The organism is Chromobacterium alticapitis (assembly GCF_002924365.1).
GTDB lineage: Bacteria > Pseudomonadota > Gammaproteobacteria > Burkholderiales > Chromobacteriaceae > Chromobacterium > Chromobacterium alticapitis.
Genome location: NZ_PQWB01000032.1, coordinates 12,944 through 39,104 on the forward strand (window position 1 = coordinate 12,944; position 26,161 = coordinate 39,104).

28 protein-coding genes are annotated in these 26,161 nt (G+C 63.3%); 17 read left to right on the forward strand and 11 right to left on the reverse strand.

From position 1 onward, the window contains the following. Positions 1 to 5: 5 nt before the first annotated feature. The gene (locus tag C2I19_RS08765; protein WP_103902326.1) at positions 6 to 1,334 is read right to left on the reverse strand and encodes an anaerobic C4-dicarboxylate transporter; all 1,329 of its coding nucleotides are present in this window, start codon (positions 1,332 to 1,334) and stop codon (positions 6 to 8) included. A gap of 228 nt (positions 1,335 to 1,562) precedes the next feature. Next, positions 1,563 to 2,183, reverse strand: a complete 621-nt coding sequence (coq7, locus tag C2I19_RS08770; protein ID WP_103902327.1) for a 2-polyprenyl-3-methyl-6-methoxy-1,4-benzoquinone monooxygenase — start codon at positions 2,181 to 2,183, stop codon at positions 1,563 to 1,565. A gap of 127 nt (positions 2,184 to 2,310) precedes the next feature. Here coq7 and ppa point away from each other — a divergent pair, with 127 nt between their 5' ends. Both ppa and C2I19_RS08780 read left to right on the forward strand, forming a co-directional pair. After that, positions 2,311 to 2,838, forward strand: coding sequence for an inorganic diphosphatase (gene ppa / locus C2I19_RS08775; protein ID WP_103902328.1), 528 nt, complete (start codon positions 2,311 to 2,313; stop codon positions 2,836 to 2,838). Between the two features lie 167 nt (positions 2,839 to 3,005). Then, a complete protein-coding gene (locus C2I19_RS08780) occupies positions 3,006 to 3,722 on the forward strand; it encodes a hypothetical protein (protein WP_103902329.1) in 717 nt (238 codons plus the stop codon). Positions 3,723 to 3,780: 58 nt separating this feature from the next. Here C2I19_RS08780 and C2I19_RS08785 read toward each other — a convergent pair whose 3' ends face one another. Further along, complete coding sequence (locus C2I19_RS08785) at positions 3,781 to 4,347, reverse strand: phasin family protein (protein ID WP_103902330.1); 567 nt, start codon at positions 4,345 to 4,347, stop codon at positions 3,781 to 3,783. 388 nt (positions 4,348 to 4,735) lie between these two features. On the opposite strand from C2I19_RS08785, the gene minC reads away from it, so the two are divergent. From minC to C2I19_RS08830, 9 genes are all read left to right on the forward strand, one after another. Further along, complete coding sequence (gene minC / locus C2I19_RS08790) at positions 4,736 to 5,464, forward strand: septum site-determining protein MinC (protein ID WP_103902331.1); 729 nt, start codon at positions 4,736 to 4,738, stop codon at positions 5,462 to 5,464. 19 nt (positions 5,465 to 5,483) lie between these two features. Continuing rightward, the gene (gene minD, locus C2I19_RS08795; protein WP_103902332.1) at positions 5,484 to 6,296 is read left to right on the forward strand and encodes a septum site-determining protein MinD; all 813 of its coding nucleotides are present in this window, start codon (positions 5,484 to 5,486) and stop codon (positions 6,294 to 6,296) included. Between the two features lie 3 nt (positions 6,297 to 6,299). Beyond that, complete coding sequence (minE, locus tag C2I19_RS08800; RefSeq protein ID WP_011136924.1) at positions 6,300 to 6,557, forward strand: cell division topological specificity factor MinE; 258 nt, start codon at positions 6,300 to 6,302, stop codon at positions 6,555 to 6,557. Positions 6,558 to 6,560: 3 nt separating this feature from the next. After that, complete coding sequence (locus tag C2I19_RS08805; protein ID WP_103902333.1) at positions 6,561 to 7,499, forward strand: hydrogen peroxide-inducible genes activator; 939 nt, start codon at positions 6,561 to 6,563, stop codon at positions 7,497 to 7,499. A gap of 67 nt (positions 7,500 to 7,566) precedes the next feature. Beyond that, positions 7,567 to 7,932, forward strand: a complete 366-nt coding sequence (locus C2I19_RS08810) for a VOC family protein (RefSeq protein WP_103902455.1) — start codon at positions 7,567 to 7,569, stop codon at positions 7,930 to 7,932. A 111-nt stretch (positions 7,933 to 8,043) separates the two neighbouring features. Beyond that, positions 8,044 to 9,984 carry an ATP-binding protein gene (locus C2I19_RS08815; protein ID WP_158253668.1) on the forward strand — a complete coding sequence of 647 codons (1,941 nt, stop codon included), beginning with the start codon at positions 8,044 to 8,046 and terminating at the stop codon, positions 9,982 to 9,984. A gap of 43 nt (positions 9,985 to 10,027) precedes the next feature. Further along, positions 10,028 to 10,456 carry a response regulator gene (locus C2I19_RS08820; protein ID WP_103902335.1) on the forward strand — a complete coding sequence of 143 codons (429 nt, stop codon included), beginning with the start codon at positions 10,028 to 10,030 and terminating at the stop codon, positions 10,454 to 10,456. Between the two features lie 46 nt (positions 10,457 to 10,502). Then, positions 10,503 to 11,126, forward strand: a complete 624-nt coding sequence (locus C2I19_RS08825) for a response regulator transcription factor (protein ID WP_103902336.1) — start codon at positions 10,503 to 10,505, stop codon at positions 11,124 to 11,126. Positions 11,127 to 11,197: 71 nt separating this feature from the next. Beyond that, complete coding sequence (locus C2I19_RS08830; RefSeq protein ID WP_103902337.1) at positions 11,198 to 11,500, forward strand: Hpt domain-containing protein; 303 nt, start codon at positions 11,198 to 11,200, stop codon at positions 11,498 to 11,500. Here the strand turns inward: C2I19_RS08830 and C2I19_RS08835 are convergent. The 7 genes from C2I19_RS08835 to C2I19_RS22445 form a co-directional block, all read right to left on the reverse strand. Next, on the reverse strand, positions 11,471 to 11,869 hold the full coding sequence (locus C2I19_RS08835; protein ID WP_158253669.1) for a response regulator: 399 nt from the start codon (positions 11,867 to 11,869) through the stop codon (positions 11,471 to 11,473). The genes C2I19_RS08830 and C2I19_RS08835 overlap by 30 nt on opposite strands. Before the next feature lie 23 nt (positions 11,870 to 11,892). Then, positions 11,893 to 14,049 carry a chemotaxis protein CheA gene (locus tag C2I19_RS08840; protein ID WP_103902339.1) on the reverse strand — a complete coding sequence of 719 codons (2,157 nt, stop codon included), beginning with the start codon at positions 14,047 to 14,049 and terminating at the stop codon, positions 11,893 to 11,895. A 20-nt stretch (positions 14,050 to 14,069) separates the two neighbouring features. Then, positions 14,070 to 14,390 (reverse strand): STAS domain-containing protein, encoded by a 321-nt coding sequence (locus C2I19_RS08845; RefSeq protein ID WP_103902340.1) that lies wholly within the window; start codon positions 14,388 to 14,390, stop codon positions 14,070 to 14,072. A gap of 2 nt (positions 14,391 to 14,392) precedes the next feature. Further along, on the reverse strand, positions 14,393 to 14,758 hold the full coding sequence (locus tag C2I19_RS08850; RefSeq protein ID WP_103902341.1) for a response regulator: 366 nt from the start codon (positions 14,756 to 14,758) through the stop codon (positions 14,393 to 14,395). 28 nt (positions 14,759 to 14,786) lie between these two features. Then, positions 14,787 to 15,341 carry a chemotaxis protein CheW gene (locus C2I19_RS08855; RefSeq protein ID WP_103902342.1) on the reverse strand — a complete coding sequence of 185 codons (555 nt, stop codon included), beginning with the start codon at positions 15,339 to 15,341 and terminating at the stop codon, positions 14,787 to 14,789. An 82-nt stretch (positions 15,342 to 15,423) separates the two neighbouring features. Further along, the gene (locus C2I19_RS08860; RefSeq protein ID WP_103902343.1) at positions 15,424 to 17,367 is read right to left on the reverse strand and encodes a methyl-accepting chemotaxis protein; all 1,944 of its coding nucleotides are present in this window, start codon (positions 17,365 to 17,367) and stop codon (positions 15,424 to 15,426) included. 159 nt (positions 17,368 to 17,526) lie between these two features. Then, positions 17,527 to 18,705 (reverse strand): methyl-accepting chemotaxis protein, encoded by a 1,179-nt coding sequence (locus C2I19_RS22445; RefSeq protein WP_103902344.1) that lies wholly within the window; start codon positions 18,703 to 18,705, stop codon positions 17,527 to 17,529. Between the two features lie 250 nt (positions 18,706 to 18,955). On the opposite strand from C2I19_RS22445, the gene C2I19_RS08870 reads away from it, so the two are divergent. The 6 genes from C2I19_RS08870 (at position 18,956) to C2I19_RS08895 (ending at position 25,522) form a co-directional block, all read left to right on the forward strand. Continuing rightward, entirely contained in the window at positions 18,956 to 20,980 is a 2,025-nt protein-coding gene (locus C2I19_RS08870; RefSeq protein ID WP_103902345.1) for a M3 family metallopeptidase, read from the forward strand. An 82-nt stretch (positions 20,981 to 21,062) separates the two neighbouring features. Then, a complete protein-coding gene (locus C2I19_RS08875) occupies positions 21,063 to 21,638 on the forward strand; it encodes a pyridoxamine 5'-phosphate oxidase family protein (protein WP_158253670.1) in 576 nt (191 codons plus the stop codon). Between the two features lie 4 nt (positions 21,639 to 21,642). After that, a complete protein-coding gene (locus tag C2I19_RS08880) occupies positions 21,643 to 22,239 on the forward strand; it encodes a 3'-5' exoribonuclease domain-containing protein (protein ID WP_158253671.1) in 597 nt (198 codons plus the stop codon). Between the two features lie 3 nt (positions 22,240 to 22,242). Then, entirely contained in the window at positions 22,243 to 24,258 is a 2,016-nt protein-coding gene (locus tag C2I19_RS08885) for a M3 family metallopeptidase (protein WP_103902348.1), read from the forward strand. Between the two features lie 118 nt (positions 24,259 to 24,376). After that, entirely contained in the window at positions 24,377 to 25,000 is a 624-nt protein-coding gene (locus C2I19_RS08890) for a hypothetical protein (RefSeq protein WP_103902349.1), read from the forward strand. A gap of 63 nt (positions 25,001 to 25,063) precedes the next feature. Further along, positions 25,064 to 25,522: a MarR family winged helix-turn-helix transcriptional regulator gene (locus C2I19_RS08895; RefSeq protein ID WP_103902350.1), complete on the forward strand. Its 459-nt coding sequence runs from the start codon at positions 25,064 to 25,066 to the stop codon at positions 25,520 to 25,522. Between the two features lie 62 nt (positions 25,523 to 25,584). On the opposite strand, the gene greB is transcribed toward C2I19_RS08895, so the two are convergent. Further along, the gene (gene greB, locus C2I19_RS08900) at positions 25,585 to 26,139 is read right to left on the reverse strand and encodes a transcription elongation factor GreB (protein ID WP_103902351.1); all 555 of its coding nucleotides are present in this window, start codon (positions 26,137 to 26,139) and stop codon (positions 25,585 to 25,587) included. Positions 26,140 to 26,161: the final 22 nt, after the last annotated feature.

Sequence of the window (26,161 nt, forward strand, 5' to 3'; positions counted from 1 at the left end):
CCCTGTCAGAAGTAAAAATGCGTCAATGCGTAGGCTGCTACCGTGGACACGCCCACCCCGATCAGGCCCGGCATCATGAAACTGTGGTTAAGCAAATATTTGCCGATGCGGGTGGTGCCGCTGCGGTCCATATTGATGGCCGCCAGGTCGCTCGGATAAAAAGCGAAGAAGAAATAGGCGTAACAGGACGGCATGATGGCCAGCAGCTGATGCGGGCTCAGCCCCAGCGCCAGTCCGAACGGCACCATGATGGTCAAGGTGGCGGCCTGGCTCTTGACGAAGGCCGACACGGCGAACATGGCCAGCGCGAAGGTCCAGGGCGCATAGGCCACCATCACCTTGATGTTGTCGACCAGAAAAGCCTCGTTGGCCTTGACGAAGGTATCGCTCATCCAGGCGATGCCGAAGATGGACACCACGGCGATCATGCCGGCGGTAAATACTTCGGAACGGGCGATGGTGGCGGCCTTGGCGTTGGACAGAAACAGGATGAAGGCGCCGAAGGCCAGCATCACGAACTGCACCGCCGTCGTCATCGGCACCGTCTTGCCCTTCTCATCCATCGGCAGCCAGTGCGGGAACAGTGCCAGCAACACCACCACCAGAATGCCGGTGAAGAACAGGATGACGGAAGGCTTGGCATGCGCCGGCAGCACCTTGTCCAGGGTGGTCACGGATTTTTCTATCGAGGCGCGAAATTCCGGGTCCTGCAGCCGAGCCTGGTATTCCGGGTCCTGGTCCAGCTCGGCGCCGCGCTTCAGGCTCCAGAAAGCTGCAGCCAGCAAGCCGATCAAACCGGCGGGAATCGTGACCATCAGAATCTGCCACAGCGTCAGCGGCTGGCTGCTTTTCGCCGTCATCGCCAGCAAGGACGTCACGGCGGCTGCGGCCGGGCTGGCGGTGATGCCCATCTGCGAGGCCACGCTGGCCATCGCCATCGGCCGCTCCGGCCGGATCTTGGTTTTCAAGGATACGTCGGCGATCACCGGCAGCAAGGAATACACAGCGTGCCCAGTGCCGACGCACATGGTCAGCAGAAAGGTGGACAGCGGCGCGAGGAAGGTGATCTGCTGCGGATGCTTGCGCATCACCTTTTCCGCCTGCTGCACCAGGAAGTCCAGCCCGCCCGCCACCTGCAGCGTGGCCGACGCCGTCACCACCGCCAGGATGATCAGCATCACCGTGATCGGCGGCTCGGCCGGCGCCACCCGGAACACGAAGGCCAGCACGGCCACGCCCAGGCCGCCTATCATGCCCAGCGCCACCCCGCCGCGCCGGATGCCGATCAGTATCGCCGTCAGCAACAGCGCGAATTCAATCCAGAAAGTCCACATACCCCCTCCTTGCCATCATGCATGCGCCATGGGGGAGGCACGCATGAAGCCGTTTGTGCTTGCCACCGTTTATAGGGCAAGCGCCCGGCCAGGCTGTAGACCTTGATCAAGCGAGGAGGCATTGGTTGACAGGATATGAACGAGGCATGCGAAAAATCGGCACGGCTTGAGCCAGGACAAACAAAAAGCCGGCGCATGGCCGGCTTGGGTAGGAATGGAACGGTTGGGTCACACGTGGTAGCTGCTGCCTGTCATCAGCTTGGCGGACAGCTTCATCGCCGCCTTCAGGGGCGTCGGCAGCTCCGCCGCTCCCAGCTCATGCGCCATTTCCGCATGCTGCAGCTCGTCGTCGCGCATCTGGCTGACGATGGCGCGGCTGCGCTCGTCGCCGTCCGGCAGCTCGCGCAGATGGCTGTCCAGATGCGCGCCCACCTGGCGCTCGGTTTCCTGCAGAAAGCCCAGGTTCCACTTGTCGCCCAGCACGCCGGCCGCCACGCCCATCGCCAGCGAGCCGGTGTACCACAGCGGATTGAGCAGGCTGGGGCGGCCGCCCAGCTCGCGGATGCGGCGCTCGGTCCAGGCCAGGTGCTCTACCTCCTCCTGCGCCGCCTGCTTCAAAGCCTCTCGCGCCGACGGATCGCGCGCGGTCAGCGCCTGGCCTTGGTATAAAGCCTGGGCGCACACCTCGCCGCAATGATTGACCCGCATCAGACCCAGCGCGTGTTTCTTCTGGGCCGCGCTCAATTCGGCCTCTTCGATGTTCTGGTCCGGATGCGCGCGCGCGGAGTGCGCCGGCGCGCATAGCGTGCGCAGGCCCTTGTCCAGTTCGGTGATCAACTTGTCCAGCATCGGCGCGTTCTTCCTCGCGTGAATGGCGTCAAACGGCTGATTATACCTTGCGGGCACAGCGCAGGCAGCAGCTGATATAATCAGCCGGTTAAAACCCGTTTATTACTCACACGAAGGATTGCGCGCCATGAATCTCGCAAGCATCGGCCCGGGCAAGGATATGCCGGGCGACTTCAACGTCGTCATCGAAATCTCCGCCAACGCCGCTCCGATCAAGTACGAATTCGACAAGGAATGGAACACCCTGGTCGTTGACCGTTTCATGGGCACCTCCATGATGTATCCGGCCAACTACGGCTTCGTGCCGCAAACCCTGGCCGGCGACGGCGATCCGGTAGACGTGCTGGTGGTGACCCCGTTCCCGCTGCCCCCGGGCGTGGTGGTGCGCTGTCGCGCGCTGGGCATGATCAAGATGGAAGACGATGGCGGCGTGGATGCCAAACTGGTCGCCGTGCCGGTGGAAAAACTGTGCCCGATGTACAAGTCCATCCAGAAGCTGGAAGACCTGCCGGAACTGCTGCGCGCGCAGATGGTGCACTTCTTCGAGCACTACAAGGATCTGGAAAAGGGCAAGTGGGTCAAGATCCAGGGCTGGGGCACGCTGGAAGACGCCAAGACCGAACTGGTGGAAGGCATCGAGCGCTTCGGCAAGTAAGCTGCTCTCCGCGAGACAAACCGGCCGCTGGCCGGTTTTTTCATGCCTTGCAATTGCTGCATTGCACAATATCAGCATTCCACCGGATAATGGTTTGCCGTGGCGGACATGCTCTGCCACGCTGCTATTCAGAACCCAGCCATTTGGCGCTTCCGTGGTATCCATACATGCCCGTTTCCTACCGCATGCGGGGACTCGCACCGCATCTGCCCTGGTTCTTGCGCCGCCTTGAGGTGCAAGGGCTGGCGGCCGCGCGGTGCGATGACGCGGCCTCCCGCCTCCCAGCCGGCTGGACGGGGCTGGAGCTGGATGGATGCTGGCTGGATCTGGCCCAAGACGGCGACCACCCGTTGGCCGCCCGCGCGGAATATTGCCGCCATGCCGGCATCGAGTGCATCGAGCTGGCGGGGAACTGGCCCGCGCCCGGCGCCGAGCACGGCTTCATGCTGCTGGTCGGCCAGGCACCACTTCCAGACAGCGCCGCCTGGCAAGTGCTGGACGCGCTGGCGCCGCAGCCAGGCTGCTGGCTGCATTGCGGTCCGCTGCACAGCGCGCGTTTCTGCCAACGCGTGTTCGACGCGTTGCTGCATGCAGGCCGCAGCGGCCTGGATCTGCCCGAAACCCAGCCGCGCGCACTGCAATGGGAGCGCTTGCTCAGCGAGCAATGGCAATTGGCCGACAAGCTGCGGCAACTGGCGGCGGCCTATCTAGCCGAACGCGTCGGCCTGGCGCCGCCCTACCCTTCGCCCTTGCCGGCCGCGGCTCAACATTACGCAGCCGCCCTGGCGCGCGGCATCGCCTTGACCCTGCCGCAGCAGCAGGACTGGGAGGGCTTGCTGAAACAGCTATCCGAACTGCTGCGCGCAGAGCGCCCGCAACCATGAGAAAACCCGCCGCCGGCCAAGCCGGGGCGGGTTGCGTTTTCCGGAGCAGCGAGCCGGATCAGGCAGCGGTGGCGGTCGTCTTCTTGCGGGCGACGGCGGCGCTGGCGGCCTTGGCGGAATGCGTAGCGGCTTCCACGCCGGCTTCGGCGATTTCGGCGCTGACCTTCTTGGCGGTCTTGGACACGCTCTCAAAAGCGGCGGTGGAGGTGTTCAACAGGGTCTTCAGCGCGGACACAGCCACGTCGGAACCGGCCGGGGCGTTCTTGGACAGGCGATCCAGGCCAGTTTGCAGCGCCTTGTTGTTCTCGGCGATCTGCTCTTCGACAAAGGCGGTCAGCTCGTTCTGGGTGGCCAGGGCGGCGTCGTACACATTGCGGGCGGCGGAGAAAGCCTGGTCCAGCGCCGGTTGCGCCAGGCCGCTTTGCACTTCGCCCAGGGACTTAACGTCCTTGATTTCGGTCAGCGCCTTGAATGCCTCGGCGTTGTCGTTCAGCAGCTTGCGGGACAGGTCCAGCTGCAGGCTGGCGAAACGCTCGGCGCCGGCCAGCACGATGGAGGACAGACGAACGGCCTTGTCGAACTGCGATTGACCGAGGGCGGAAAGTTCTTGCGTAGTGGTAAACATGTCATCAGCTCCTAGAATGTCGGGGGGACACTGCAATCAGCGATACAGCAGCAATACTGGCGTTCCGCGCAAGGTTGCTGCAGCGCAACAATCGCACTTTACCGCTTACGCTAACGTCAGGTCAAGCATTTGCTGCGCTGCACAATAAACTAAGCGGCTATTTCTGCACAGTTTTTACTACACGATCATTCCACATTGATGACAATCCGGCACCTGCCCTACCGGACAAGCCAGCCCCGTGTTTTTTTGCAACGCAGCGATCGCGGCGCCAGGCCGGCCCCGCATCCCGCGTCGAAACCGCCGCCATGGCTGCAAAGCAGCCATTGAAAGCCCGACGCCAAGCCAGTACACTCGCCCCAATAGAAGAAATCTATTTAAAGCCATACACATGAGCCCCGTGGCCAACGCCTTCGACATCAAATCCGCCAGCCTAGATCTGCTGGCCCTCCTGCTGCGCACCGACAACCTGGACGAACTGAGCCAGGCTCTGGATGCGCGTTTCGGCAACACCAACGACGCCCCGGCCGAAGCCTTCGTGCTGGACGTGGAGGCCCTGCCCAAACCGGCCGAGCTGGACTTGGGCCGCCTGCTGCCGCTGCTGAGCCGCCGCGGCATCCGCGCCGTGGCCCTGCGCCACCCGGACAACGCGCTGGCCGCCGTCGCCAGCCGCTTCGGCCTGGCCTTCGCCAACAGCGCCGCCCAGCCGCGCTCGGTGCAGGCAGTGCAGGAACCGGCAACCAGACCCGAGGCCGCGCCCGCGGCGCCTGCGCCCGCGCCCGCGCCGTCGTGCATGATCATCGACCGCCCGGTGCGCGCCGGCCAGCAAATCTACGCCAAAGGCGGCGATCTGATCGTGCTGGCCATGGTCAACACCGGGGCCGAAATCATCGCCGACGGCAATATCCACGTTTACGCGCCCTTGCGCGGACGCGCGCTGGCCGGCGCCCGCGGCAACCACAACGCCCGCATCTTCACGCGCAGCATGGAGGCCGAGCTGGTTTCCATCGCCGGCGTGTACCGCACCATTGAGCAAGCCTTGCCCGACAGCATTCTGAGCAAGCCCACCCAAATCTATCTTGAAAACGAGCGCCTGGTGATGAGCGCGCTCGGCGAGTAATACCTTAGAGGAAAGCCCCGTGGCAAAAATCATCGTTGTGACATCCGGCAAAGGTGGCGTAGGCAAAACCACCACCAGCGCGAGCTTCGCCTCCGGCCTGGCCTTGCGCGGTCACAAGACTGCCGTGATCGACTTCGACGTCGGCCTGCGCAATCTGGACCTGATCATGGGCTGCGAGCGCCGCGTGGTGTACGACCTGATCAACGTGGTCAACGGCGAGGCCAGCCTGAACCAGGCCCTGATCAAGGACAAGCACTGCGACAACCTGTTCATCATCCCGGCCTCGCAAACCCGCGACAAAGACGCGCTGACGCTGGACGGCGTGGAAAAAGTGCTGAAGGACTTGGCCGACGCCGGCTTTGACTACATCGTCTGCGACTCCCCGGCCGGCATCGAGAAGGGCGCGCTGATGGCGCTGTACTTCGCCGACGAGGCCTTGATCGTCACCAATCCGGAAGTGTCCTCCGTGCGCGACTCAGACCGCATCCTGGGCATTCTGTCTTCCAAGTCCAAACGCGCCGAGGAAGGCCGCGAGGCGGTGAAGGAGCACTTGCTGATCACCCGCTACGCGCCGGGCCGCGTCGACAAGGGCGAAATGCTGTCGGTGGAGGACGTGAAGGAAATCCTGCGCGTGCCGCTGATCGGCGTGATTCCGGAATCGCAGAGCGTGCTGCAGGCGTCCAACGCCGGCACGCCGGCCATCCACCTGAAAGGCAGCGACGTGGCCGAGGCGTACACCGACGTGGTGTCGCGATTCCTGGGCGAACAGCGCCCGATGCGCTTCCTGGACGCTCCCAAGGTGGGCATCCTCAAGCGCCTGTTCGGAGGTTAAGCCATGTCATTGATCGATATGATTTTTGGCAAGCGCCAAAAATCCGCCGCCATCGCCCGCGAACGCCTGCAAATCATCCTGGCGCACGAACGCAACGGCCGCCACGCGCCCGACTACCTGCCGGCGCTGCAGCGCGAGCTGATGGAAGTGATTTCCAAATACGTGTCCGTCAACCTGGAAGACATCAAGGTGCAGGTGGAGCGCCAGGACGACTATGAAGTCCTGGAGGTCAACATCGTGTTGCCGGAGCATCAACGCTAAGCCATGACGCTGACCGAACTGCGCTATATCGTGGCGGTGGCGCGCGAGCGCCACTTCGGCCGCGCGGCCCAGAGCTGCTTCGTCAGCCAGCCCACGCTGTCCATCGCCATCAAGAAGCTGGAGGACGAACTCGGCGTCACCCTGTTCGAACGCGGCGGCCAGGAAGTGGCGGTCACCGAGATAGGCGAACGCATCATCGAACAGTCGCAGCGCGTGCTGGAAGAGGCCGACGCGGTCAAACGACTGGCCGGAGAGCATCAGAACGAGCTGGCAGGGCCGTTGAAGCTGGGGGTGATCTTCACCATCAGCCCTTATCTGCTGCCGCGGCTGATCCCGGCTTTGCGCATCCTGGCGCCGGACATGCCGCTGATCCTGGAGGAGAACTACACCTCGCGGCTGGCGGAAATGCTCAAGCGCGGCGAGGTGGACGCCATCATCGTGGCGGACCCGTTCGAGGAAACCGGCATCGAGGCCTGGCCGCTGTACGACGAGCCCTTCGTCGTCGCCACGCCCAAGGGCCATCCCTGGGAAAAGCAGCCGGCCATCGAGCCCTGCCAGCTGTCCGAAGAAAGCGTGCTGCTGCTCAGCCCCGGCAACTGCTTCCGCGATCAGGTGCTGCAAGCCTGCAGCGAGCTGTCCAGCCGCCAGAGCCACGGCCACAACCTGGCCAGCGCGCTGCAGGGCAGCTCGCTGAACACCATACGCCATATGGTGGCCAGCGGCATGGGCATCACCGTGATGCCGGCCACCTCGGTCGGCCCCGGCGACGAGTCGCTGTTGTCCGTGGTGCCCTTCAGCCAGCCGGCGCCGCAGCGCCGCGTGCTGCTGGTCACGCGCAAGCAGTTCTTCCGCAAGAAGGCCATTGAGACCTTGCAGCAGGCGGTGTTCCGCTCCGGCCTGCCCGATGTCGCGATGCTGGAAGACGAACCCAGGCTCGCCTAATATGGCGATGCCAGCCCGCCCGGCTCGCCGCGGCGGGCTTTCTTTCGCCCCAAGCAAGGACAATGGCATGCCAAATCTGAACTCAGTGGAACTGAAGGCCTTCGTTCCCAGCCGCGATTTCCAGCGATCTCAGGTCTTTTACCAGGACATCGGCTTCGAAATGAAATACGCCGGCCACGGCGTAGCCTATTTCGCCCACGGCAACTGCAGCTTCCTGCTGCAAGACTATTTCCACCCCGATTTCGCCGCCAACTGCATGATGCACCTGCTGGTCGAAGACGCCGCCGCCTGGCATGCGGAGCTTATCCGCCGCGGCATCGCCGAGCGATACCAAGTCAAAATCGGCGAACTGAAGGAACAGCCCTGGGGCATGCTGGATTTCCCACTGACCGACCCATCCGGCGTGCTGTGGCATATCGCGCAGAATGTGTGACGCCGCGCAAGGAACGCGCATAGCCCGCCTCCTCCTGGCGGGAACCGTTTGTTCGCGGCGCAGCCGGAATCTATTCTTCATGGCATGACGGATAAAAACGCCGGGACACCCATGCAGACGCCTGACCAGCCTAGCAATGAAGACAAGCGCATCGCGGCGCTGCATGCGCTGAACATTCTGGATACGCCGCCGGAGGAGCGCTTTGATCGCATCACCCGGCTCGCCCAGCACATCATGCAAGTCCCCATCGCCCTGGTCAGCTTCGTCGATGCCGGTCGACAGTGGTTCAAGTCGCACCAAGGACTAGATGCCCGGCAAACCGGGCGCGACATTTCCTTTTGCGGACACGCCATTTTGGGCAGCGACATTTTCTGCGTCGCGGACACCCATGAGGATCAACGCTTCCTCGACAACCCGCTGGTGACCGGCAATCCCCACATCCGCTTTTATGCCGGCGCGCCGCTGGATATCGGCGGCGGCGTGCGCCTGGGCACCCTGTGCGCGATCGATCGCGTGCCGCGCCAACCCAGTCCCGAGCAGTTGTCCGCGCTGAGAGACCTGGCCGCGCTAACTGTGGACATGATGCTCATGCAACCGGCGGTCGATCTCATCCGGCAGCTGCATGACTCCGACGCGCGGCTGCGCGCCGTGCTGGACACGGCCGCGGACGGCATCATCACGATAGACGCGGATGGCGGGATGGAAAGCGCCAATCTCGCCGCCTGCAGGATATTCGGCTATGAGATGGAGGAAATCGTCGGCCAGCCCATCCATGGTTTGATCGCATCGCCCGGCCCAGGTCCGACTGAAGGACTCCAGTTTGACGACAAGACAACAGAAGTCACCGGCCGGCGCCGCGACGGCAGCGCTTTTCCGCTGGAACTCTCCATCCGCGAGATGTCCTTGCAAGAAGGCCGCGCCATGTGGGTGGCCGTGGCGCGCGACATCTCCGAGCGCAAGAGAATGGAGAACGTCAAAAATGAATTCATCTCCACGGTCAGCCACGAGCTGCGCACGCCGCTGACGTCCATCCATGGCGGGCTGAATCTGGCATTGGGCATGGCTGGCGATGGCTTGCCGCCCAAGATGCGGCAACTGCTGGAAATCGCCAGTCGCAATTGCGATCGCCTCATCCTGCTGGCCAATGACATTCTGGATTTGGGGAAAATAGAATCGGGACACTTGGCGTTCGACTTCGACAAAATCGATATCAGCGAACTCGTCCAGCAATCCGTGAAATGCAACGAGGGCTATGCCAACCAAAACGGGATTGCGCTGCGCGTCCTCAACACGCTGGGCGGCGCGCATATCCTGGGCGATCAAAACCGCTTGCTGCAAGTTTTATCCAACATTCTGTCCAATGCCGTGAAATTCTCCCCGCGCCAAGGCGTAGTCGAAATCTCCGTTCTGCCAATCCAGGACCGCTACCGGATAAAAATTCATGACGAGGGCCGCGGCATACCCGAAAGTTTTCGCGGCGAGATTTTCAAACGCTTCTCGCAGGCGGACAAGTCCGATACCCGAGAAAAAGGCGGCGCCGGCCTGGGCCTCAACATCAGCAAAGCCATTATCGAACGTCACCATGGCGCGCTGGACTACGAAAGCACGATGGGCGCCGGCACCACCTTCTTTTTTGACCTAGCGGCCGCCCCTGCGCCACAGCCAGCCATCGGCAAAGCCTTGATTTGCGAAAGCCATGCCGGCGATTTCGACGCTTTGCGAGCGGCTTTGGCGGAAATCGGCATGGAAAGCGATTGCGCCTACCGCGGAGATATTGCGCTTGAGCTGCTGCGACACCAGCCGTATCAAGCCATTCTCATCGATCTGCCCCAAGCCGAAAGCCAGGCCTTGCTGGAAAACATCATCGATGCCCCGCTCAAAAGCCGCGCCATTTCAATTTTGATGTCGGACCACATCGAGCAGACCTATCTTAAATCCATCCGCAAGGACGGCTTGCGCATTCATTGGCTGCCCGGCCACGCCGCCGCTCCGCAACTGACGCAAGCCATATTGAGCATTCTGCAAAACCAGACGCAATCGCGGCGCGCTTGAGTGTGCGGAAGACTGCCGCCGCGCGATCAAAACAGGGAACGCCATGCCTAAGCGCAAGTTCAAGTTGATGTTTATCGACGACGACCCGGACATCCGAAGCATTTTCGACTTCGCATTCGACCAGGAAGCGGACATGGAAGTCAGGCTGTTTGCATCCAGCCTGGACGCTCTTTCCGCCGCCGCCGCGGCGCCGCCGGACATCATCCTGCTGGATGTCATGATGCCCGAAATGGATGGCCCCAACGCGTTCAAAAGATTGAAAGCCATTCCGGCCCTGGCCAGGACGCCTATCGTGTTCATCACGGCGAAAGCGCAGAAGCACGAAATCGAAAAACTGGAACAATTAGGCGCGGCCGGCGTCATCGAGAAACCCTTCCAGGCCATGGAGTTGCCGAGCCGGATTCGAGCGCTGCTGAAACGGACATCCGGCGCAAACCTTCCTGCGGCGGGAGAAACGAAGAAGTCATCTTGAGTCCCGCCCCAGACCTCCTCGTTCCATCTAGGCGAAAAGGTGAAAAATGACCCATGAGGATTTCGTCGCCGTCATCGACGATGACGACGATCTGCGGGAAATGCTGTGCCTGATGCTGCATGGCCTGAAAATACCGGTGACCGGATACAGCCATGGCCGCGAGTTCATCGAAGACGCTCAGCGGCCCCATTGCGCCTGCGTGGTGGTTGACCTCCGCATGCCCGGCATGAGCGGGATCGAGCTGCAGCGACACATCAGAAAAGACACGCCCGAGCTTCCCGTCATCTTCATGACCGCGCATGCGGATGTCCGCGTGGTGGTGGACGCCATGCGGGACGGCGCGGTGGAGTTTTTGCAAAAGCCGATACAAGGCCAGGAGCTGCTGGACTGTGTTCAACAGTGCCTGCAGCAACTGCCGCAGCGGAAACAGAAAAAGCGCGAGCGGGAGGTTTTCATGGCCAGGTTGGCAAATCTGACGCCGCGCGAGAGACAGGTGTTCGAGCAGATAGCGGCTGGCATGAGCAGCAAGCAAATCGCTGACAACCTGAGCGTCACGCTCAACACCGCCGAACAATACCGCAGCACGGTGCTGAAAAAAATGCATGCCTCCTCCACCGCCAAATTGCTGAGCGCCCTGGAGCCGTGGGACTACAAAGCCACCCTCAAGTGAGGCGTGAATCCGCCCACTCATGGCGATTTGGGAAAGGGAATATCGTGGATGCGGCCGATGCGGAGAAAAGGATGGCGGACTTGCGCGCGCGCTATCAAGCGCAACTAGGCCCGCGCCTGACGACGCTGCGGACGCTGGCCGCCCGCCTGAACGGCGGCGAGGCGGATCGCCCAATCTATATCGAGCTGCTGGCGCGCCTGCACAAGCTCGCCGGCTCCGCGGGCACCTTCGGCCTGCCGGAATTGAGCCGACGGTGCCTGCAGCTGGAGCATAGGCTCGCCGCCTGGCTGGCCTTGGATCTGGCGCAGGTGGACGCATGCATGCGCGGGCGGCTGCGGCAGGAGCTAGTCGAACTGCTGGATGCCGCCAAATAAGCGGGGACGATCCGCCATGGATACAGCGGCGCAATGTATGGCCGCGGCGAGATCGCCCCCGCTTTCCCGTAGAAATGCATCCATCCCCTTTGGCAGCCTGGCGAGGATATCCGCCACGCCGCCCTGCGCCAGCGGGGAGCAAATCACCACCGGGGTAGGCCGCTCCAGCATCAGCTTGCGCAGGAAGGACAAATCATCCATGCGCGGCATGTCGATATTCAACACAATCACGTCCGGCCAGGCACAGGCCATCTTGGCCAGCGCGAACCGCGGATCCGAGGCCGCGCCCATCACCTCCATGCCTGGCTCTTTCGATAGCATCTGGCTCATGAGCTGGCGCGCCGCGGCCGAGCCGTCGATGATCAGCACTCTGATTTTCGGTTGGCCCCTGCTCATATCGTCGACGCCGTCGCGCCGCCCTGCGCATGGGCGGCGCCGCGCCGCGTCTGCGACTCGCGCGCCATCACGCCCTGGATCAGCCTGACGACGTCCAGAATCAGCGCCACCTCGCCATCGCCCAGGATAGTGGAGCCGGTGACGCAGGGCACATGCTGGAACAGCGACCCCAGCGGCCGGATGACGGTCTGGCATTTGCCGTAGATCCGGTCCACCACCAGCCCGATGCGCTTGCCGGCAAAGCTGACCGTGACCACTCGCGGCCGCGGATGGGCCGGACCGCGCTCCCCGAACAATTGGCGCAGCCGCACGAACGGCAAGGCGACGCCGTCCTTGTCCATGTAATCCAAGCCGTCCAGGTCCGGCGGCAGCTCCAGGCACTCCACAACCATGTCCAGCGGCACGATGAACTGCGCGTCGCCCACGCCGACATGGAAGCCATCGATGATGGCGAGCGTCAGCGGCAGGCACAGCCGCATGGTCGTGCCGCGGCCATATTCCGAGGCTATCTCCAGCGTGCCCCGCAGGGCCTCGATATTGCTTCTCACCACATCCATGCCGACGCCGCGGCCAGACAGATTGGTGACGCGCTCGGCGGTGGAGAATCCGGGCGCCAGGATCAATTGGTGGATGTCATGCGGGGACAGGTTCGCGCCTTCCGCGACGATGCCCTTCTCCACCGCCTTGCGCAGTATCTTCTCATGATCCAAGCCGCCGCCGTCGTCCGCCACTTCTATCATGATGGCGCCGGACTCATGGTAAGCCTTCAGCGACACCGTGCCCTGCATCGGCTTGCCGCGCGCGATCCGTGTCTCCACCGGTTCGATGCCATGATCCATGGCGTTGCGCAACAAATGCATCAGCGGGTCCGCCACCTTGTCCACCATGGACTTGTCCAGCTCCGCCTCCGCGCCGGAAATACACAGCGCTATCTCCTTGCCCAGTTCTTTCGCCACGTCGCGCACCACGCGCGGAAAACGGGAAAAAACCTCGCCTATCGCCACCATGCGCAGCTGCAGCGCCATGTCGCGCACGCCCTCCACCAGCGACAAGAGCTGAGAGGCCGCCTCCAGCATCGACGGATTGGCGGTTTTTGCGGCCTGCGCCTGATTGACCGCGCCGGCGATGACCAACTCGCCCACTCGGTCTATCAGCGCATCCAGCCGGCAGGCAGGAACCTTGAGGCTGCCGCCCTCCGCCGGCCGCCGCTCCTCCTCGCGCCTGGGCTTGTCCTGCGCAGCCAGCGGAGCCGCTTCGGCCGCGCCGTCCGTCTCCTTAGGGGAAGCGTCGTCCCCCATCTGCAGGACAAACAGCCGGTACAGCTCGTCCGGCGTCAAGGAGCCGCAAGCCAGCAGGAATTCGCCGACCCGGCCGGACGCTTCCGGCAAAAACTCGGTCAGGCGCAAGAATTTCTCCAGCGGGCTGCGCGGCGGCAGGATGACGATGCTGGCGTTGTCGGCGCAGAAGGCGAAGACGCTGGCGATCTCCTCTTCGCTTGCCCCGCTGTCCAGCGCGATCTCAAAACCCAGGTAGCACTGCTGCGGGTCCGCCGCATCCCATTCCGGCAGATGATCGGCTATCGTTTCCACATGCCGGATGCTGCCGTAATGGTTCAGGTAATGGATGAACTTGAGCGGGTCCATGCCATCGCATAGCATGGACGGCGCGAAGCGCAAGGATAGATGCCAGAATGGCGACGCCGCCACATCCCCTTCCATGCGCTTGGCCTCCCCTGCGCCAGTCGCCGGCTGGCCACCCGTTTCGCCGGTCCCTTCCTCCTTGTCCAACCAGCGGGACAGCAAGGGAATCAACTCATCGCTACGCGCGCCGTCCGCCGCCTCGCCCTCCGCCAGCGCCTCGATCAAGCCGCTGATGTGATCCTGGCAATCCAGCAAGACGCTGGCCAAGTCCGGGCAAAACGCGAAGGCGCCGCTGCGCAACTCGTCCAGCACGCTTTCCACCACATGAGTGAAGCGCACTACCTCGTCCAGGCCGAACATGCCGGCCGAGCCCTTGATGGTGTGCGCACAGCGGAACAGCGCGGGCAAATCGTCCGCGTCGGCGTCGCCGGCCTCCAATCTCAGCAGGATGGCCTCCATCTGGCCGATCAGCTCGCGGGCCTCTTCCATGAAAATGGCGAAAGCGGCGGACATGGCGTCGTTTCTCATAGCGATTACCCCTCATGGGATCCAGGAAAAGCGGCGTGGTCCGGCTCCAGCAGGCTGTGCAAATTGACCAGCCTGACCACGTCCTGCACCGCGCCGGCTGCATTGCAAAAGCGCATACTGTCGCCGGCCTGCCGTTTAGCCAACAGCATCAGTTGCAAGCCGGCGGTGTCGATTTCCGTGACGCCGGCCAGATCGATGCAGAGTGCGCCAGCGGTCTCCAGCACGCTCATCCAGGCCTTTTGCACCTCATGCACGGTGTAAACGCCCAACTCACCCTGAAACAGGTGCCGCCCCGTTTCCGCGTCGAACTCCAGGCGCCAGTCCATGTTCAGCTCGCCAGCAATTCAACCGCCGCCAGCATTTGCTTGGGCTGAAACGGCTTGACCATCCAGGCTTTGGCGCCGGCGGATTGCCCGGCCTGTTTCTTGTCCTCCGCCACCTCCGTCGTCAGCATGATCACCGGCGCGCACTTGTACACCGGGTTTTTCTTGAGCTCCTGGACAAAGGTGAATCCGTCCATATTCGGCATGTTCACGTCCGAGATGACCAGGCTGACGCGCTGCCCCTTCAGCTTGGACAGGGCGTCGACGCCATCGCAGGCCTCGATCACCTCATAGCCGGCATCCGTCAGCGTCATGGCCACGACGGAGCGCAGCGACGCGGAATCATCCACAATCAGTATCAGTTTTGCCATGATTCTTCCCTCCTTGAGGATATGAGCGTCAAACCAGATCGGCTTGCCGCATGCCCTGCTCATCCATCCTCGCCATCGCGGACATTTCCGCTATCGACAAGGCTCTGGCGATATTCAAAATAATCAGGAAGTGATTTTCATGGCGCGCCAGGCCGGCGATGAAATCGACATGGATCTGCGCGCCAAACGCCGGCGGCGGCTCGATTTCCGCATCGTCTATCTCCACCACGGCAGTCACGCGGTCCACCAACAGGCCGATGACATGCCGCGCGCCCTCATGCTCCACCTCCACGATCACATAACAGCTGCGGCGGCTCACCACGATGGGGCTGCGGCCGAAGCGCACCGATAGATCGAGCACCGGCACCACCGCGCCGCGCAAATTGATCACCCCGCACACCGCGAGCGGCATCATGGGCACCGCCGTCGGCGTGTCGTACTCGATGATTTCCCGAATCCGCTCGATCTCGATCGAGTAGGCATTGCCGCCCAGACTGAAGGCGAGATAGAGCTTGCCGCCGCTGGACTCCGGCTGCGCAGCGCCGGCAGCCAGACTCGGATTGGATATTGGATTGCCAGCCATGCATTTCTCCCTGACGGGGAAGCCGCGCCGTAATACGCCGCATTCCCCCTTCCACTCATCCGCCGCGCCACGCGGCGGCTCCTCAGGCGTAGGAACGGCCGCCGCTTCTCATCATGGCCAGGGTGTCGCGCATGGCGTAGCCTTGCGACTCTCGCAGCTCGAACTGGCTCATCAGATTGCGCAGCAGCTCCGCCTGCTCGGCCACCGTCTGCGCAGTCGCCGCCAGCTCTTCCGAAGCGGAGGCGGTTTGCTGCGTGGTCAGGTTCAGCTGGTTCATCGCCTCGTTGATCTGGCTTGTGCCTATGCTCTGCTCGTTCGACGCCGACGTGATTTCGCGCACCAGGTCCGCCGTCTGGTTGATGGACGGCAGCATTTCAGACAGCAGCTGCCCCGCCTGCTCCGCCGTCTGCACGCTGCCGGCCGCCAGGCCGCTGATTTCCTGCGCCGCGATCTGGCTGCGCTCGGCCAGCTTTCTGACCTCGGCCGCCACCACGGCGAAGCCTTTGCCATGCTCGCCCGCCCGCGCGGCTTCAATGGCCGCATTCAGCGCCAGCAGGTCTGTCCGATAGGCGATGTCGTCGATGATGCCTATCTTGTCGGCGATGGCGCGCATCGCCCGCACGGTTCCGTCCACCGCCTCGCCGCCGCGGATCGCATCCTTGGCAGACTGGGTGGCGATGCCGTCCGTCACCACCGCGTTCTCCGTGTTCTGGGCGATGGAAACCGACATTTCCTCCATCGACGACGTTGTCTGCTCCAGGCTGGCCGCCTGCTCGGTCGCGTTCTGCGACAAAGACTGCGACGCGCTGTTCACTTGGTTCAAGGCGCTGGAAATCTCCTCTATCGCCTCGCTCACCTGGCGTATGGTCTGGGCCAATTGATCGACGCTGGTATTGACCGAGCGCTTGAGCTGGTCGAAATCGCCCGCGTACTGCCCCTCGACCGCGCAAGTCAGGTTTCCGGTGGCCAGCGCCTCCATCACGCGCATTACCTCCTTCACCGGTCCAGCCATGCCATCCAGCGTCTTGTTGATGCCCTCGACGATGCGCCGGAAATCGCCTCGATGCGCGCTAGCATTGGCCCGGACTTCCAGACGCCCATCCAGCGAGGCCTGGACCAGCGCGTCGGTATCCGCGACCAACGCCTTGATATTGACGCGCACCTGCTCGACAACATCGTTGATGAAACGCTTCTTGCCTGGAAACACCTCCAGCGGCGCGTCCATATTTCCCTCGCCAAACTCCTTGATGCAGGCCATGGCCTTTTTCTTCACCGCGATATGGCCGGCCACCATATTGTTGACGCCCGCCGCCATGGTGCGATAAGCGCCCTTGAATTTGGATTCATCTATCCTCACATCGATATCGCCCGCATCATGTTCCGCCGACATATGGTTCATCTCGCCGATAAAAGTCTTGATATTGGCGCGCATCTCCTCCACCGTATCGTTGATGAAGCGCTTCTTTCCCGGAAATACCTCCAGCTGCGCTTCGAAATTCCCTTCGCCGAACTCCTTGATGCAAGCCATGGCCTTTTTCTTCACCGCGATATGGCCGGCCACCATCTGATTGATGCCGCTTACCATTTCGAGGTACGCGCCCTGATGCTTGGCCTCGTCCATGCGGACATCGATATCGCCCGCCTCATGCTCGGCCGACATGCTCTTCATGTCCGCCAGCAACGCCTGCAAGCCTGTCTGGATTTGCATGGCAAGCTGGGCGATGCGGCTGGCTTCGTCATGGCCGCTAGTATCGAGCCGCATATTCAGATTGCCGCCGGCCATTTGTTCCAAGCCCGCGGCGATGGCCGGCAAGCCTCGCCCCTGGCTGCGGGAGAACCAGGCCGTAGCCGCTAACAGCAAGAGAGAAACGCCGCTGGCCAACAGGACTGCATCCAGCCAAATCCTGGCGCTTTCATTGGCGCCGCCATGCGCGATGCCAAGCGCGATATCGGTAAATACCGTCAACACAATCAGAAGCGTCAACGATGCGGTTACGGCGCGCTGGCGGTTATCAAATAAAGCCATGGTGTACTCCCTGATAAATAACGCTTCAGATTGCGACCGAATCCTGACCCAAGATCGAGCGCGACTTCCCCTTTGGTCCAAACCCACTGCAAGGTACTGCTGTCATGTTTTAATCCGCCGATTCTCCAGCTTCTATGTCCTGGCCAGGCAGCCGCGGCGCTAGAACAAAATCATGCCGGATGGCGCGGACACATGGACCCGCTGCGGCATTTGCTCCAAAGTGGTGTACTGGCTCTCGGCTTTCGCCACCCATGCTTCCGCGCAGATAGGTTCCGGCGCGTCTCCCAGACGGGCCTGCTCTTCGTCCTGCGTCAGCTTGTGATCCAGCCGCCCCATATCCGAAAGCACCCAACCCAGAATCTGCGCGATGCGATCCTGAAATTGCAGATTCACCAGCACTTGCTCGATCTGCTCGCTAACATTCTGGTTTTCCGCTCTCAGGCTGGCGCTGGAGGCCGCCAAGCCATCAGCCGCCTGGTTGATGCGGGCCAGCGTCGCCGCGATGGCGTTTTCCGAACTGGCGAGTAGGCGCTGATCCTCACTGGACAGCCGCTCGGCGGCGGCCAGGGCGCCGCCGACCAATTGATTGGCGGTCGACACTTTCTCGCGAATGCTGGCGCCGGTGGTGGCCGACAGATTGGACAGTTTCCTGACCTCATCGGCCACGACGGCGAAGCCTCGGCCGCTCTCGCCCGCCCTGGCGGCCTCTATCGCTGCGTTCAGCGCCAGCAGATTGGTACGCGCGGCGATATCGCCCACGTCGACAGCCATTTTTTGCAAATCTTCGGTCAGTTGCACTAGGGCGGCGATATCGCCCATCATTTGCCGCTTAGCCGCCGTCGCGGCTTTCAGCTCGGTCAAAATGGCCTCCAGTTCGTCGCGCGCGCCGCCTATCGTCAAGGCCAGATCATCCTGCCCATTGCTGGCGAAGGCGCCCAGGGCGCTCTTGAGCCGGCCGCGTATATCTCGAAACTCGGCCACCAGCCCGTCGATGGCGGATTCGGTTTGGTGGCGCACCAGCTCCACGTTTTTGCGCCAGCGCGGCAGCATGGCCTGACAGGTCGAACGCAGCGCGTCCAGATAGGCCGCCTGATCGCGCAACAGCGCGCCTTCGGCTTGCGATATCGCTCGGCTGCGCTGCTGCGAGGCGTCGACGAAACGATCCGTCACCGCGCGCAGCCAGAGGCAAACCATCCCGCCAAGCGCCAGCGACAGCCCCGCCGCCGCCGCGGAGATGGGATGAAGGCCTAAGCAAGCGATCAAGAGCGCGGCGCACGCCAGCGCCAGGGAGAGGGGCAGCGCGGTCAGGCTGAACGGCAGGCGGATGGACGATTTCATGGTCTTGCTCCCAGAAAGGACAAGATAGAAAGTCTCGACTTGGCGGCGACACTCTCTGCTTGGTCTGATTCTGGCCAGCCTCCGGACGAGCCGCCATCCCAGCTTACCGGTAGTCCCCACTCAGGAAACTGAGTGTCCCAGCCGCTCAGCCCGCAATTCCGTCGGGCACGGACGCCCCTCCTCCCTTGTCGCCAAACATGCTAAAGTCATGGCGGAAACTATCATTCCTCAACCGACAGAGAAGAGCGCCATGAACGCCAACCCCCTGCTGCAGGACTGGAACACTCCCCACCAGTTGCCGCCATTCGACCAAATCCGTCCCGAGCACTTCGAACCCGCCTTCGACGCGCTGTTCGCCGCTCACTTGGCTGAAATCGACGCGCTGGCCGCGCAGAGCGAGCCGGCCGGCTTCGACAACACCGCCGCCGCCTTCGACCGCAGCGGCCTGCGCCTGGAACGCGCCCAACTGCTGCTGGACAACCTGACCTCATCGGAAACCTCGCCCGCGCTGCAGGAAGTGGAACGCGTCATGGCGAGCAAGCTGGCTGAACACAACAGCCGCATCCACATGCACCAAGGCTTCTTCGCCCGACTCGACGCCGTTCATGCCCGGCGCGACAGTCTGGGCCTGAGCGAGGAGCAGGGCCGGTTGCTGGACCTGATCCACCGCAACTTCGTCCGCGCCGGCGCCAAACTTCAGGGCGAGGCGCGCCAACGCTACGCCGCCATCATCTCCCGGCTAGCCGAGCTGACCACCGCCTTCGGCCAAAACGTGCTGGCCGACGAAAGCGAATACGCGCTGCAACTGGGCGAGGCGGACCTCGCCGGCCTGCCGCCCTTTCTGCTGGACGCCGCCCGCGCCGCGGCCGAAGCCCGCAAGCGGCCGGGCTGGGCCATCACGCTGTCGCGCTCGTCCATCGTGCCCTTCCTGACTTTCTCGCAGCGCCGCGCGCTGCGCGAACAAGCCTGGCGCGCCTGGACCGGCCGAGGCGAGCATGCGGCGCGCGACAACCGCCCGCTGGCCAAGGAAATTCTGGCCTTGCGCGTGGAGCAGGCCAAGCTGCTGGGCTACGCCAGCTTCGCCGACTACGCGCTGGCCAACCGCATGGCCGGCACGCCGGCCGCGGTGCACGCGCTGATGGATCAGGTTTGGGAGCCGGCCAAGGGCCGCTTCGAGGCGGAAAAGGCCATGCTGCGCGAGGAGGCCGCCAAGCTGGGCGAGCCGACCGACATCCAAACCTGGGACTGGTTCTACTTGGCGGAGAAGGTGCGCATCGCCCGCTACGCGCTGGACGACGCCGAGATCAAGCCCTACTTCGGCCTGGACAATATGATCGCGGCGATGTTCGATGTGGCGGGCCGCCTGTTCGGCCTCAGCTTCGCCGAGCGCCATGACCTCAAGCTCTACCATCCGGACGTGCGCGCCTGGGACGTCAGCCGCGAAGGCAAGGTGATCGCCCTGTTCCTGGGCGACAACTACGCGCGCCAGAGCAAGCGCGGCGGCGCCTGGATGCACGTCTACCGCTGGCAGGCGCGCAACGGCGGCGAAATCCTGCCCATCGTGGTAAACAACAACAACTTCGCCAAGGCCGGCCATGGACAGACCTTGCTAAGCTTTGACGACGTGCGCACGCTGTTCCACGAATTCGGCCACGGCCTGCACGGCCTGCTGTCCAATGTGGAATACCGGCTTCTGGCCAGCCCCAACAGCCCGTGGGACTACGTGGAACTGCCGTCGCAGTTGATGGAAAACTGGGCGCTGGTGCCGGAAGTGCTGGAAAAGCACGCCCGCCACGCTGAAACCGGCGCCGCCATTCCAGCGGAGCTGGTGGCCAAGATCAAGGCGGCGCGCCACTTCAACCAAGGTTTCGAAACGGTGCGCTACACCGCGTCCACCTTGATAGACCTGGCGCTGCATGAGCGGACCGACGCCGACGGCCAGGACATCGCCGTCTTCGAGGCGCTCGAGCGCGAACGGCTGGGCATCCCGCCGGAAGCCGGCATGAACCACCGCCCGCCGCACTTCGGCCACATCTTCTCCGACGATGCCTACGCCGCCGGCTACTACGTCTATATGTGGGCGGAGGTGCTGGAGGCCGAAGCTTTCGCCGCGTTCGAAGCCGCCGGCGATCCGTTCGACCCGGCGCTGGCGGACAAGCTGTACCGCCACATCTACAGCGTCGGCGACGCCCGCGAGCAGCGCACCGCCTTCCGCGCCTTCCTTGGCCGCGAGCCGAACGCGGAGGCCATGCTGGAAAAACGCGGCCTGCGTTAAGCCCGCTTCGCCCTGGCCAGCCCTGCCAGGGCTGGCTTTTTTCTTTCCAAGCGACAAGGTAGGCACCGCCATGACGACACCCATGACGCGACTCGGCGCGCTGCATCGAGCCGCCATCTCACAAGCCGATCCCTGCGCCCACTTCGCCACCCTGATCACGGTAGACGAGCAAGGCCAGCCGGCCTCGCGCATCGTCACGCTGCGCAGCCTGGACGAAAACGGCATCGCCCTGCTGGTCAACGCGCACAGCCCCAAGATCCGCCACTGGCAAGCCAACGGCAAATGGGAACTGTCCGGTTTCTGGCCCGCCCTGATGGCGCAATACCGCGTGCGCGGCGCGGCCGAACTGGCGCAAACCGAAGCCGTGCGGCGCGATTGGCAGGCCAAGCCCAAGGCCAGCCGACTGGCCGATCTCTACCATCAGCGCATGCGGCCGCAAAGCAGCGCCTTGCCATCGCGGCAGACGCTGCTCAGCGAACTGGCGGAGCTGGAGGCGGCATGGCAAGACGACGTCGCCGCGCCTCCAGGCGTCTCGCGGCTGCTGCTGAAGCCGGAATGGCTGGAAATCAGCCAGGCCTCGCCAACTGACCGGCTGCATGACCGGCGGCTGCACCGCTTGCAAGACGGCGGCTGGACTGAGGCCCTGCTGGTGCCCTGAAGCCATGGACCAAGCTATCGAAACCCTGGTCTGCGTGGACATTGAAAGCAATGGCCCGGTGGCCGGCATGCACTCCATGCTGGCCTTCGCCGCGGTAGCATTTACGCTGGACGGCGACATTCTGGCCGAATTCAGCCGCAATCTATATCCGATCGACGGCATGGGCGAGCATCCCGCCACCATGGACTGGTGGCGCACGCAGACTGCCGCCTGGGCGGCTCTGCAGCGCGACCGCGTGCCCCCGGAAGCCGCGATGCGCGATTTCGAGGCCTGGCTGCGCGGCCTGCCCGGCGAACCGGTTCTGGTGTCGCACCCCGCTTCGTTCGACTATGCCTTCCTGCATTGGTACAGTTTCCGCTTTCGGGGCGGCGTCGCCTTCCATATCGCCGGGCTGGACATCCCATCCTATGCCATGGCCGTGCTGGGCGTGCCCTATACCCGCGCCAAGCGCCGCCACTGGCCCGCCCATCTCAACAACGTTGCCAGCCAGCACAGCCATTTGCCACTGGACGATGCGCGCGGACACGCGATGGCGCTTTGCAATCTGGCGCGGCTGCGCGACGAGCGCCTGGGCCAGACTCATACCGACAAAGAGAAATAGAAAATGAACAATCCCTTGCTACAAGCCTGGAGCACACCCCATCAACTGCCGCCCTTCGACCTGATCCGCGCCGAGCACTTCGCGCCGGCGCTGGAGCTGTTGATGAACGAACACCGGCAGGCGATTGAAAGCATCGCCCACGATCCGGCCCCGCCCAGCTTCGCCAACACCGCGGAGGCGCTGGAGGCGGCCACCCTGCCGCTGAAGCGCGTTTCGCTGGTTTTCCACAACCTATGCAACTCCCACTCCTCGTCGGAGCTGCGCGACGCGGAGCGAGAGCTGGCGCCCAAGCTGGCCGCCCACCACAGCGCCATTTACCTGGATGAAAGACTGTTCGCCCGCCTGGACGCGGTGATGCAACAAGCCTCGGAGCTGGAGCTGGATGAGGAAGCGCGCCGCCTGCTGCAGCGGCTGCACCGAGACTTCACGATGTCCGGCGCCTGTTTGCAAGGCGAGGCGCGGCAAGCGTTCGCCGACTGCGTATCCGAGCTTGCCACGCTGAGCGCAAGTTTCGGCCAGAACGTGCTGGCGGACGAGGCCGAATACGCGCTGCAGCTGCGAGACGAATCGGAACTGGCCGGACTGCCGGAGACGCTGCGCGAAACCATGGCTGAAACCGCGCGCCAGCGCGGACTGGAAGGCTATGCCGCGACGCTGGCCCGCTCCTCCGTCACTACCTTCCTCACCCACTCCAGCCGCGCCGACCTGCGCGAGACTATCTGGCGCGCCTGGACCGGCCGCGGCACGCAGCCGAAGCGCGACAATCGCCCCATCATCCAGCGCATCATGCAATTGCGGCAACGGCAGGCCCGTTTGCTTGGCTATGCCGACTATGCCGACTACGCCTTGACCGACCGCATGGCCGGCGCGCCGCAAGCGGTCTATCAATTGCTGGAGCAAACCTGGGAGCCGGCCAAGGCTTTGTTCTCTCGCGAAAAAATGCAATTGCAGGCTATGGCGCGCAAACTCGGCTTCAGCGATGACATCGCGCCCTGGGACTGGCGCTATCTGGCGGAAAAAGTGAGGCTGGAGCATTACGCGCTGGACGACGCGGAAGTGAAGCCCTACTTCAGCCTGGAAAACATGCAGGCCGCCATGTTCGACGTCGCCGGCCGCCTGTTCGGCCTCAGCTTCGAAGAGAAGGAGGATCTGCCGCGTTATCACCCCGATGTGCGAGGCTGGGAGGTCAGACGCAACGGCCAGTTGCTAGGCATATTCCTCAGCGACAATTTCGCCCGCCCCGGCAAAAAGGGCGGCGCCTGGATGAGCGCCTATCGCGCCCAGGGCCAGCATGGCGGCGTCTCGCTACCCGTCATCGTCAACAATACCAATTTCGCCAAGGGTTCGCCGACGCTGTTGAGCTTCGACGACGTTCGCACCTTGTTCCATGAGTTCGGCCACGGCCTGCACGGTCTATTGTCCCATGTGCGCTACCAGCGGCTGTCCGGCACCCAAGTGCCGCGCGACTACGTCGAACTGCCGTCGCAACTGATGGAAAACTGGGCGCTGGTGCCGGAGGTGCTCGAGCGGCATGCCCGCCACGTAGAAACCGGCGCGGCCATCCCGCCGGCGCTGGTGGCCAAGATACTGGCCGCGCAGAACTTCCAGCAGGGCTACGCCACAGTGCGCTATTGCATTTCCGCCCTGCTCGACCTGCAGCTGCACCAGCAAGCCGATGGCGTGGGCGATGTAGAAGCCTTCGAGCGCGACCTCTGCCGCCGCTACGGCCTGCCGCCGGAAGCCGGCCTGGCCCACTCGCTGCCGCATTTCAACCACCTATTCAATGGCGGCTACGCGGCTGGCTATTACGTCTACCTGTGGGCGGAAGTGCTGGAGGCGGAAGCCTTCGCCGTGTTCGAGCGCAAGGGCGACGCTTTCGACGCGGAACTGGCGGGCAGCCTGCTCCGCCATGTCTACAGCGCCGGCAACGCGCGCGACCCGCAGCGCAGCTTCCAGGCCTTCTGCGGCCGAGCGCCCGCGGTTGGTCCCATGCTGCGCAAGCGCGGCCTGCAAGACTAGGCCGCCCCGCAACACTCGGGAGGCATTGCCGCGCCGCCGGCAGGCAATGCCGTTGAAATATTGCCTTGCAAACGGGATACTTGAAGCCCTGTCAGCATATGATTCACATGGAGCCATCATGCGCATTGCCGCAGCAAGCTGCCTAGTCGCCCTCACGCTGTCCTGCAGCCAGGCTCAGGCTTTCGATCTCGGATCGGTACTGAACTCGGTCAACGAGGCCGTCGACACCGTCAAAAACGTGGGCGGCGTCGTTTCCCGCCAAACGGGCGATCAATCAAACACGCCGCGTCTGAAGCTGACCCAGCCTTCGCCGGTAGGCTCCCCGCTGCCGGCCAAGCTGGACGAAAGCGATCATGTCTACAAGGAACTGGACGAGATGACGATGTTCCTATCGCGTCCCAACCTGAATCAGGACGGCTCCATCCGCGTCGCCAAATCGGAGCTGATGCGCGGCCAGGTATACAAGGACGCTTACGAGCACCCCGCCACGCAAAGCACCATGCAAGTCTGGGCCGCGTACAAGAACCAGCTGGGGCAGCAGGGCTATCAGCTGGATTTCGTCTGCGACAAGCCTTGCAGCAATAACTCCGACGTATGGGAAAAGACTCTGGGCCTCATCATCTACCAGAAAACCGACCGCTATCTGGTGGCGCACAAGGCCAATACCTGGGTCGCGGTCGCAGTGGGGGAAATCAGCGACCATCCACGCTCCAGCGTAAACGTCGTTGTCCGCGACAACTGAATCCCGCGCCCGCGACAGGCGCGGACTATGCGAAACTAATCCATACCAACCACGGAAAACATCATGACCACGACCATTGCGCGCAAGGAGGAAGAAACCAGCCTGGACACCCGGGCTGCGATCGAGATTTTCTTTTACGCCTACAAGGCCCTGACCACCAAGCCAGATGAAATGCTGGCCAAACGCGGACTGGCCCGCGTGCACCATCGCATCCTGTTTTTCATCGCCCGCTACCCCAAGCTATCGGTCAAGGACTTGCTGTCCTTCCTCGGCGTGACCAAGCAAGCCATCAACATCCCCTTGCGCCAGTTGATGGAAATGGGCCTGGTGTGCAGCCAGCCCGCGCCCCATGACAAGCGCGTCAAACAATTAACGCTGAGCGAGGAAGGACTGCGCCTGGAGGAAAACCTGCACCGGGAGCAGCAGCGCCTGCTGCAAACCGCCTTCGACGATTGCGGCGACAAGGCCACCCGCGACTGGTTCCTGATCAACGGCAAGCTGTCCGAACACATCCTGCCTTGAGCGCCGTGCGCCATGAAATGAAAACGGCCCGGAAACTCCGGGCCGTTTGCTTGCCTGCGGCATCAATCCAGGCGGACGTAGCAGACTTCCAGCACTTCGATGTCCTCATCGCCGTCCGGCCCGCGAAACAGCACGGTATCGCCCTCGCGCGATTTCAGCAGCGTGCGCGCGATCGGCGAAATCCAGCTGATGCGGCCGCGCGGCAGATCGATCTCGTCCACGCCGACGATGGACAGCCGCTGCTCGCTGCCGTCGCCGCGCTGAATCAGCACGGTGGCGGAAAAAAAGACCTGATCGGTCGCTTCCCTAGCCTCCGGGTCCACCACCTCGGCGATCTCCAGACGCTTGGTCAGGAAACGGATGCGGCGGTCTATCTCGCGCAGGCGGCGCTTGCCGTACAGATAGTCGCCGTTCTCGGAGCGATCGCCGTTGCTGGCCGCCCAGTTGACCACTTGCACCATCTCCGGCCGCTCGCGGTTGACCAGATGGTACAGCTCATCCTTCAGCCGCTGCCAGCCCAGCGGCGTGATGTAGTTCTTGGTCGACGCGGGCAGGCGGCGCTCGGCCGGCAGATCGTCATCCTGCTGTTCGTCTTCTCGGGTAAATGCCTTGCTCATCGCCTAGTCGATTCCATGCCTC

Bases quoted from the DNA above. Each gene is read 5' to 3' on its own strand.
- C2I19_RS08765 (WP_103902326.1), bottom strand. From the start codon at position 1,334: ATGTGGACTTTCTGGATTGAATTCGCGCTGTTGCTGACGGCGATACTG.
- coq7 (WP_103902327.1), bottom strand. From the start codon at position 2,183: ATGCTGGACAAGTTGATCACCGAACTGGACAAGGGCCTGCGCACGCTA.
- ppa (WP_103902328.1), top strand. From the start codon at position 2,311: ATGAATCTCGCAAGCATCGGCCCGGGCAAGGATATGCCGGGCGACTTC.
- C2I19_RS08780 (WP_103902329.1), top strand. From the start codon at position 3,006: ATGCCCGTTTCCTACCGCATGCGGGGACTCGCACCGCATCTGCCCTGG.
- C2I19_RS08785 (WP_103902330.1), bottom strand. From the start codon at position 4,347: ATGTTTACCACTACGCAAGAACTTTCCGCCCTCGGTCAATCGCAGTTC.
- minC (WP_103902331.1), top strand. From the start codon at position 4,736: ATGAGCCCCGTGGCCAACGCCTTCGACATCAAATCCGCCAGCCTAGAT.
- minE (WP_011136924.1), top strand. From the start codon at position 6,300: ATGTCATTGATCGATATGATTTTTGGCAAGCGCCAAAAATCCGCCGCC.
- C2I19_RS08805 (WP_103902333.1), top strand. From the start codon at position 6,561: ATGACGCTGACCGAACTGCGCTATATCGTGGCGGTGGCGCGCGAGCGC.
- C2I19_RS08810 (WP_103902455.1), top strand. From the start codon at position 7,567: ATGCCAAATCTGAACTCAGTGGAACTGAAGGCCTTCGTTCCCAGCCGC.
- C2I19_RS08815 (WP_158253668.1), top strand. From the start codon at position 8,044: ATGCAGACGCCTGACCAGCCTAGCAATGAAGACAAGCGCATCGCGGCG.
- C2I19_RS08820 (WP_103902335.1), top strand. From the start codon at position 10,028: ATGCCTAAGCGCAAGTTCAAGTTGATGTTTATCGACGACGACCCGGAC.
- C2I19_RS08825 (WP_103902336.1), top strand. From the start codon at position 10,503: ATGACCCATGAGGATTTCGTCGCCGTCATCGACGATGACGACGATCTG.
- C2I19_RS08830 (WP_103902337.1), top strand. From the start codon at position 11,198: ATGGCGGACTTGCGCGCGCGCTATCAAGCGCAACTAGGCCCGCGCCTG.
- C2I19_RS08840 (WP_103902339.1), bottom strand. From the start codon at position 14,049: ATGTCCGCCGCTTTCGCCATTTTCATGGAAGAGGCCCGCGAGCTGATC.
- C2I19_RS08845 (WP_103902340.1), bottom strand. From the start codon at position 14,390: ATGGACTGGCGCCTGGAGTTCGACGCGGAAACGGGGCGGCACCTGTTT.
- C2I19_RS08850 (WP_103902341.1), bottom strand. From the start codon at position 14,758: ATGGCAAAACTGATACTGATTGTGGATGATTCCGCGTCGCTGCGCTCC.
- C2I19_RS08855 (WP_103902342.1), bottom strand. From the start codon at position 15,341: ATGGCTGGCAATCCAATATCCAATCCGAGTCTGGCTGCCGGCGCTGCG.
- C2I19_RS08860 (WP_103902343.1), bottom strand. From the start codon at position 17,367: ATGGCTTTATTTGATAACCGCCAGCGCGCCGTAACCGCATCGTTGACG.
- C2I19_RS22445 (WP_103902344.1), bottom strand. From the start codon at position 18,705: ATGAAATCGTCCATCCGCCTGCCGTTCAGCCTGACCGCGCTGCCCCTC.
- C2I19_RS08870 (WP_103902345.1), top strand. From the start codon at position 18,956: ATGAACGCCAACCCCCTGCTGCAGGACTGGAACACTCCCCACCAGTTG.
- C2I19_RS08875 (WP_158253670.1), top strand. From the start codon at position 21,063: ATGACGCGACTCGGCGCGCTGCATCGAGCCGCCATCTCACAAGCCGAT.
- C2I19_RS08880 (WP_158253671.1), top strand. From the start codon at position 21,643: ATGGACCAAGCTATCGAAACCCTGGTCTGCGTGGACATTGAAAGCAAT.
- C2I19_RS08885 (WP_103902348.1), top strand. From the start codon at position 22,243: ATGAACAATCCCTTGCTACAAGCCTGGAGCACACCCCATCAACTGCCG.
- C2I19_RS08890 (WP_103902349.1), top strand. From the start codon at position 24,377: ATGCGCATTGCCGCAGCAAGCTGCCTAGTCGCCCTCACGCTGTCCTGC.
- C2I19_RS08895 (WP_103902350.1), top strand. From the start codon at position 25,064: ATGACCACGACCATTGCGCGCAAGGAGGAAGAAACCAGCCTGGACACC.
- greB (WP_103902351.1), bottom strand. From the start codon at position 26,139: ATGAGCAAGGCATTTACCCGAGAAGACGAACAGCAGGATGACGATCTG.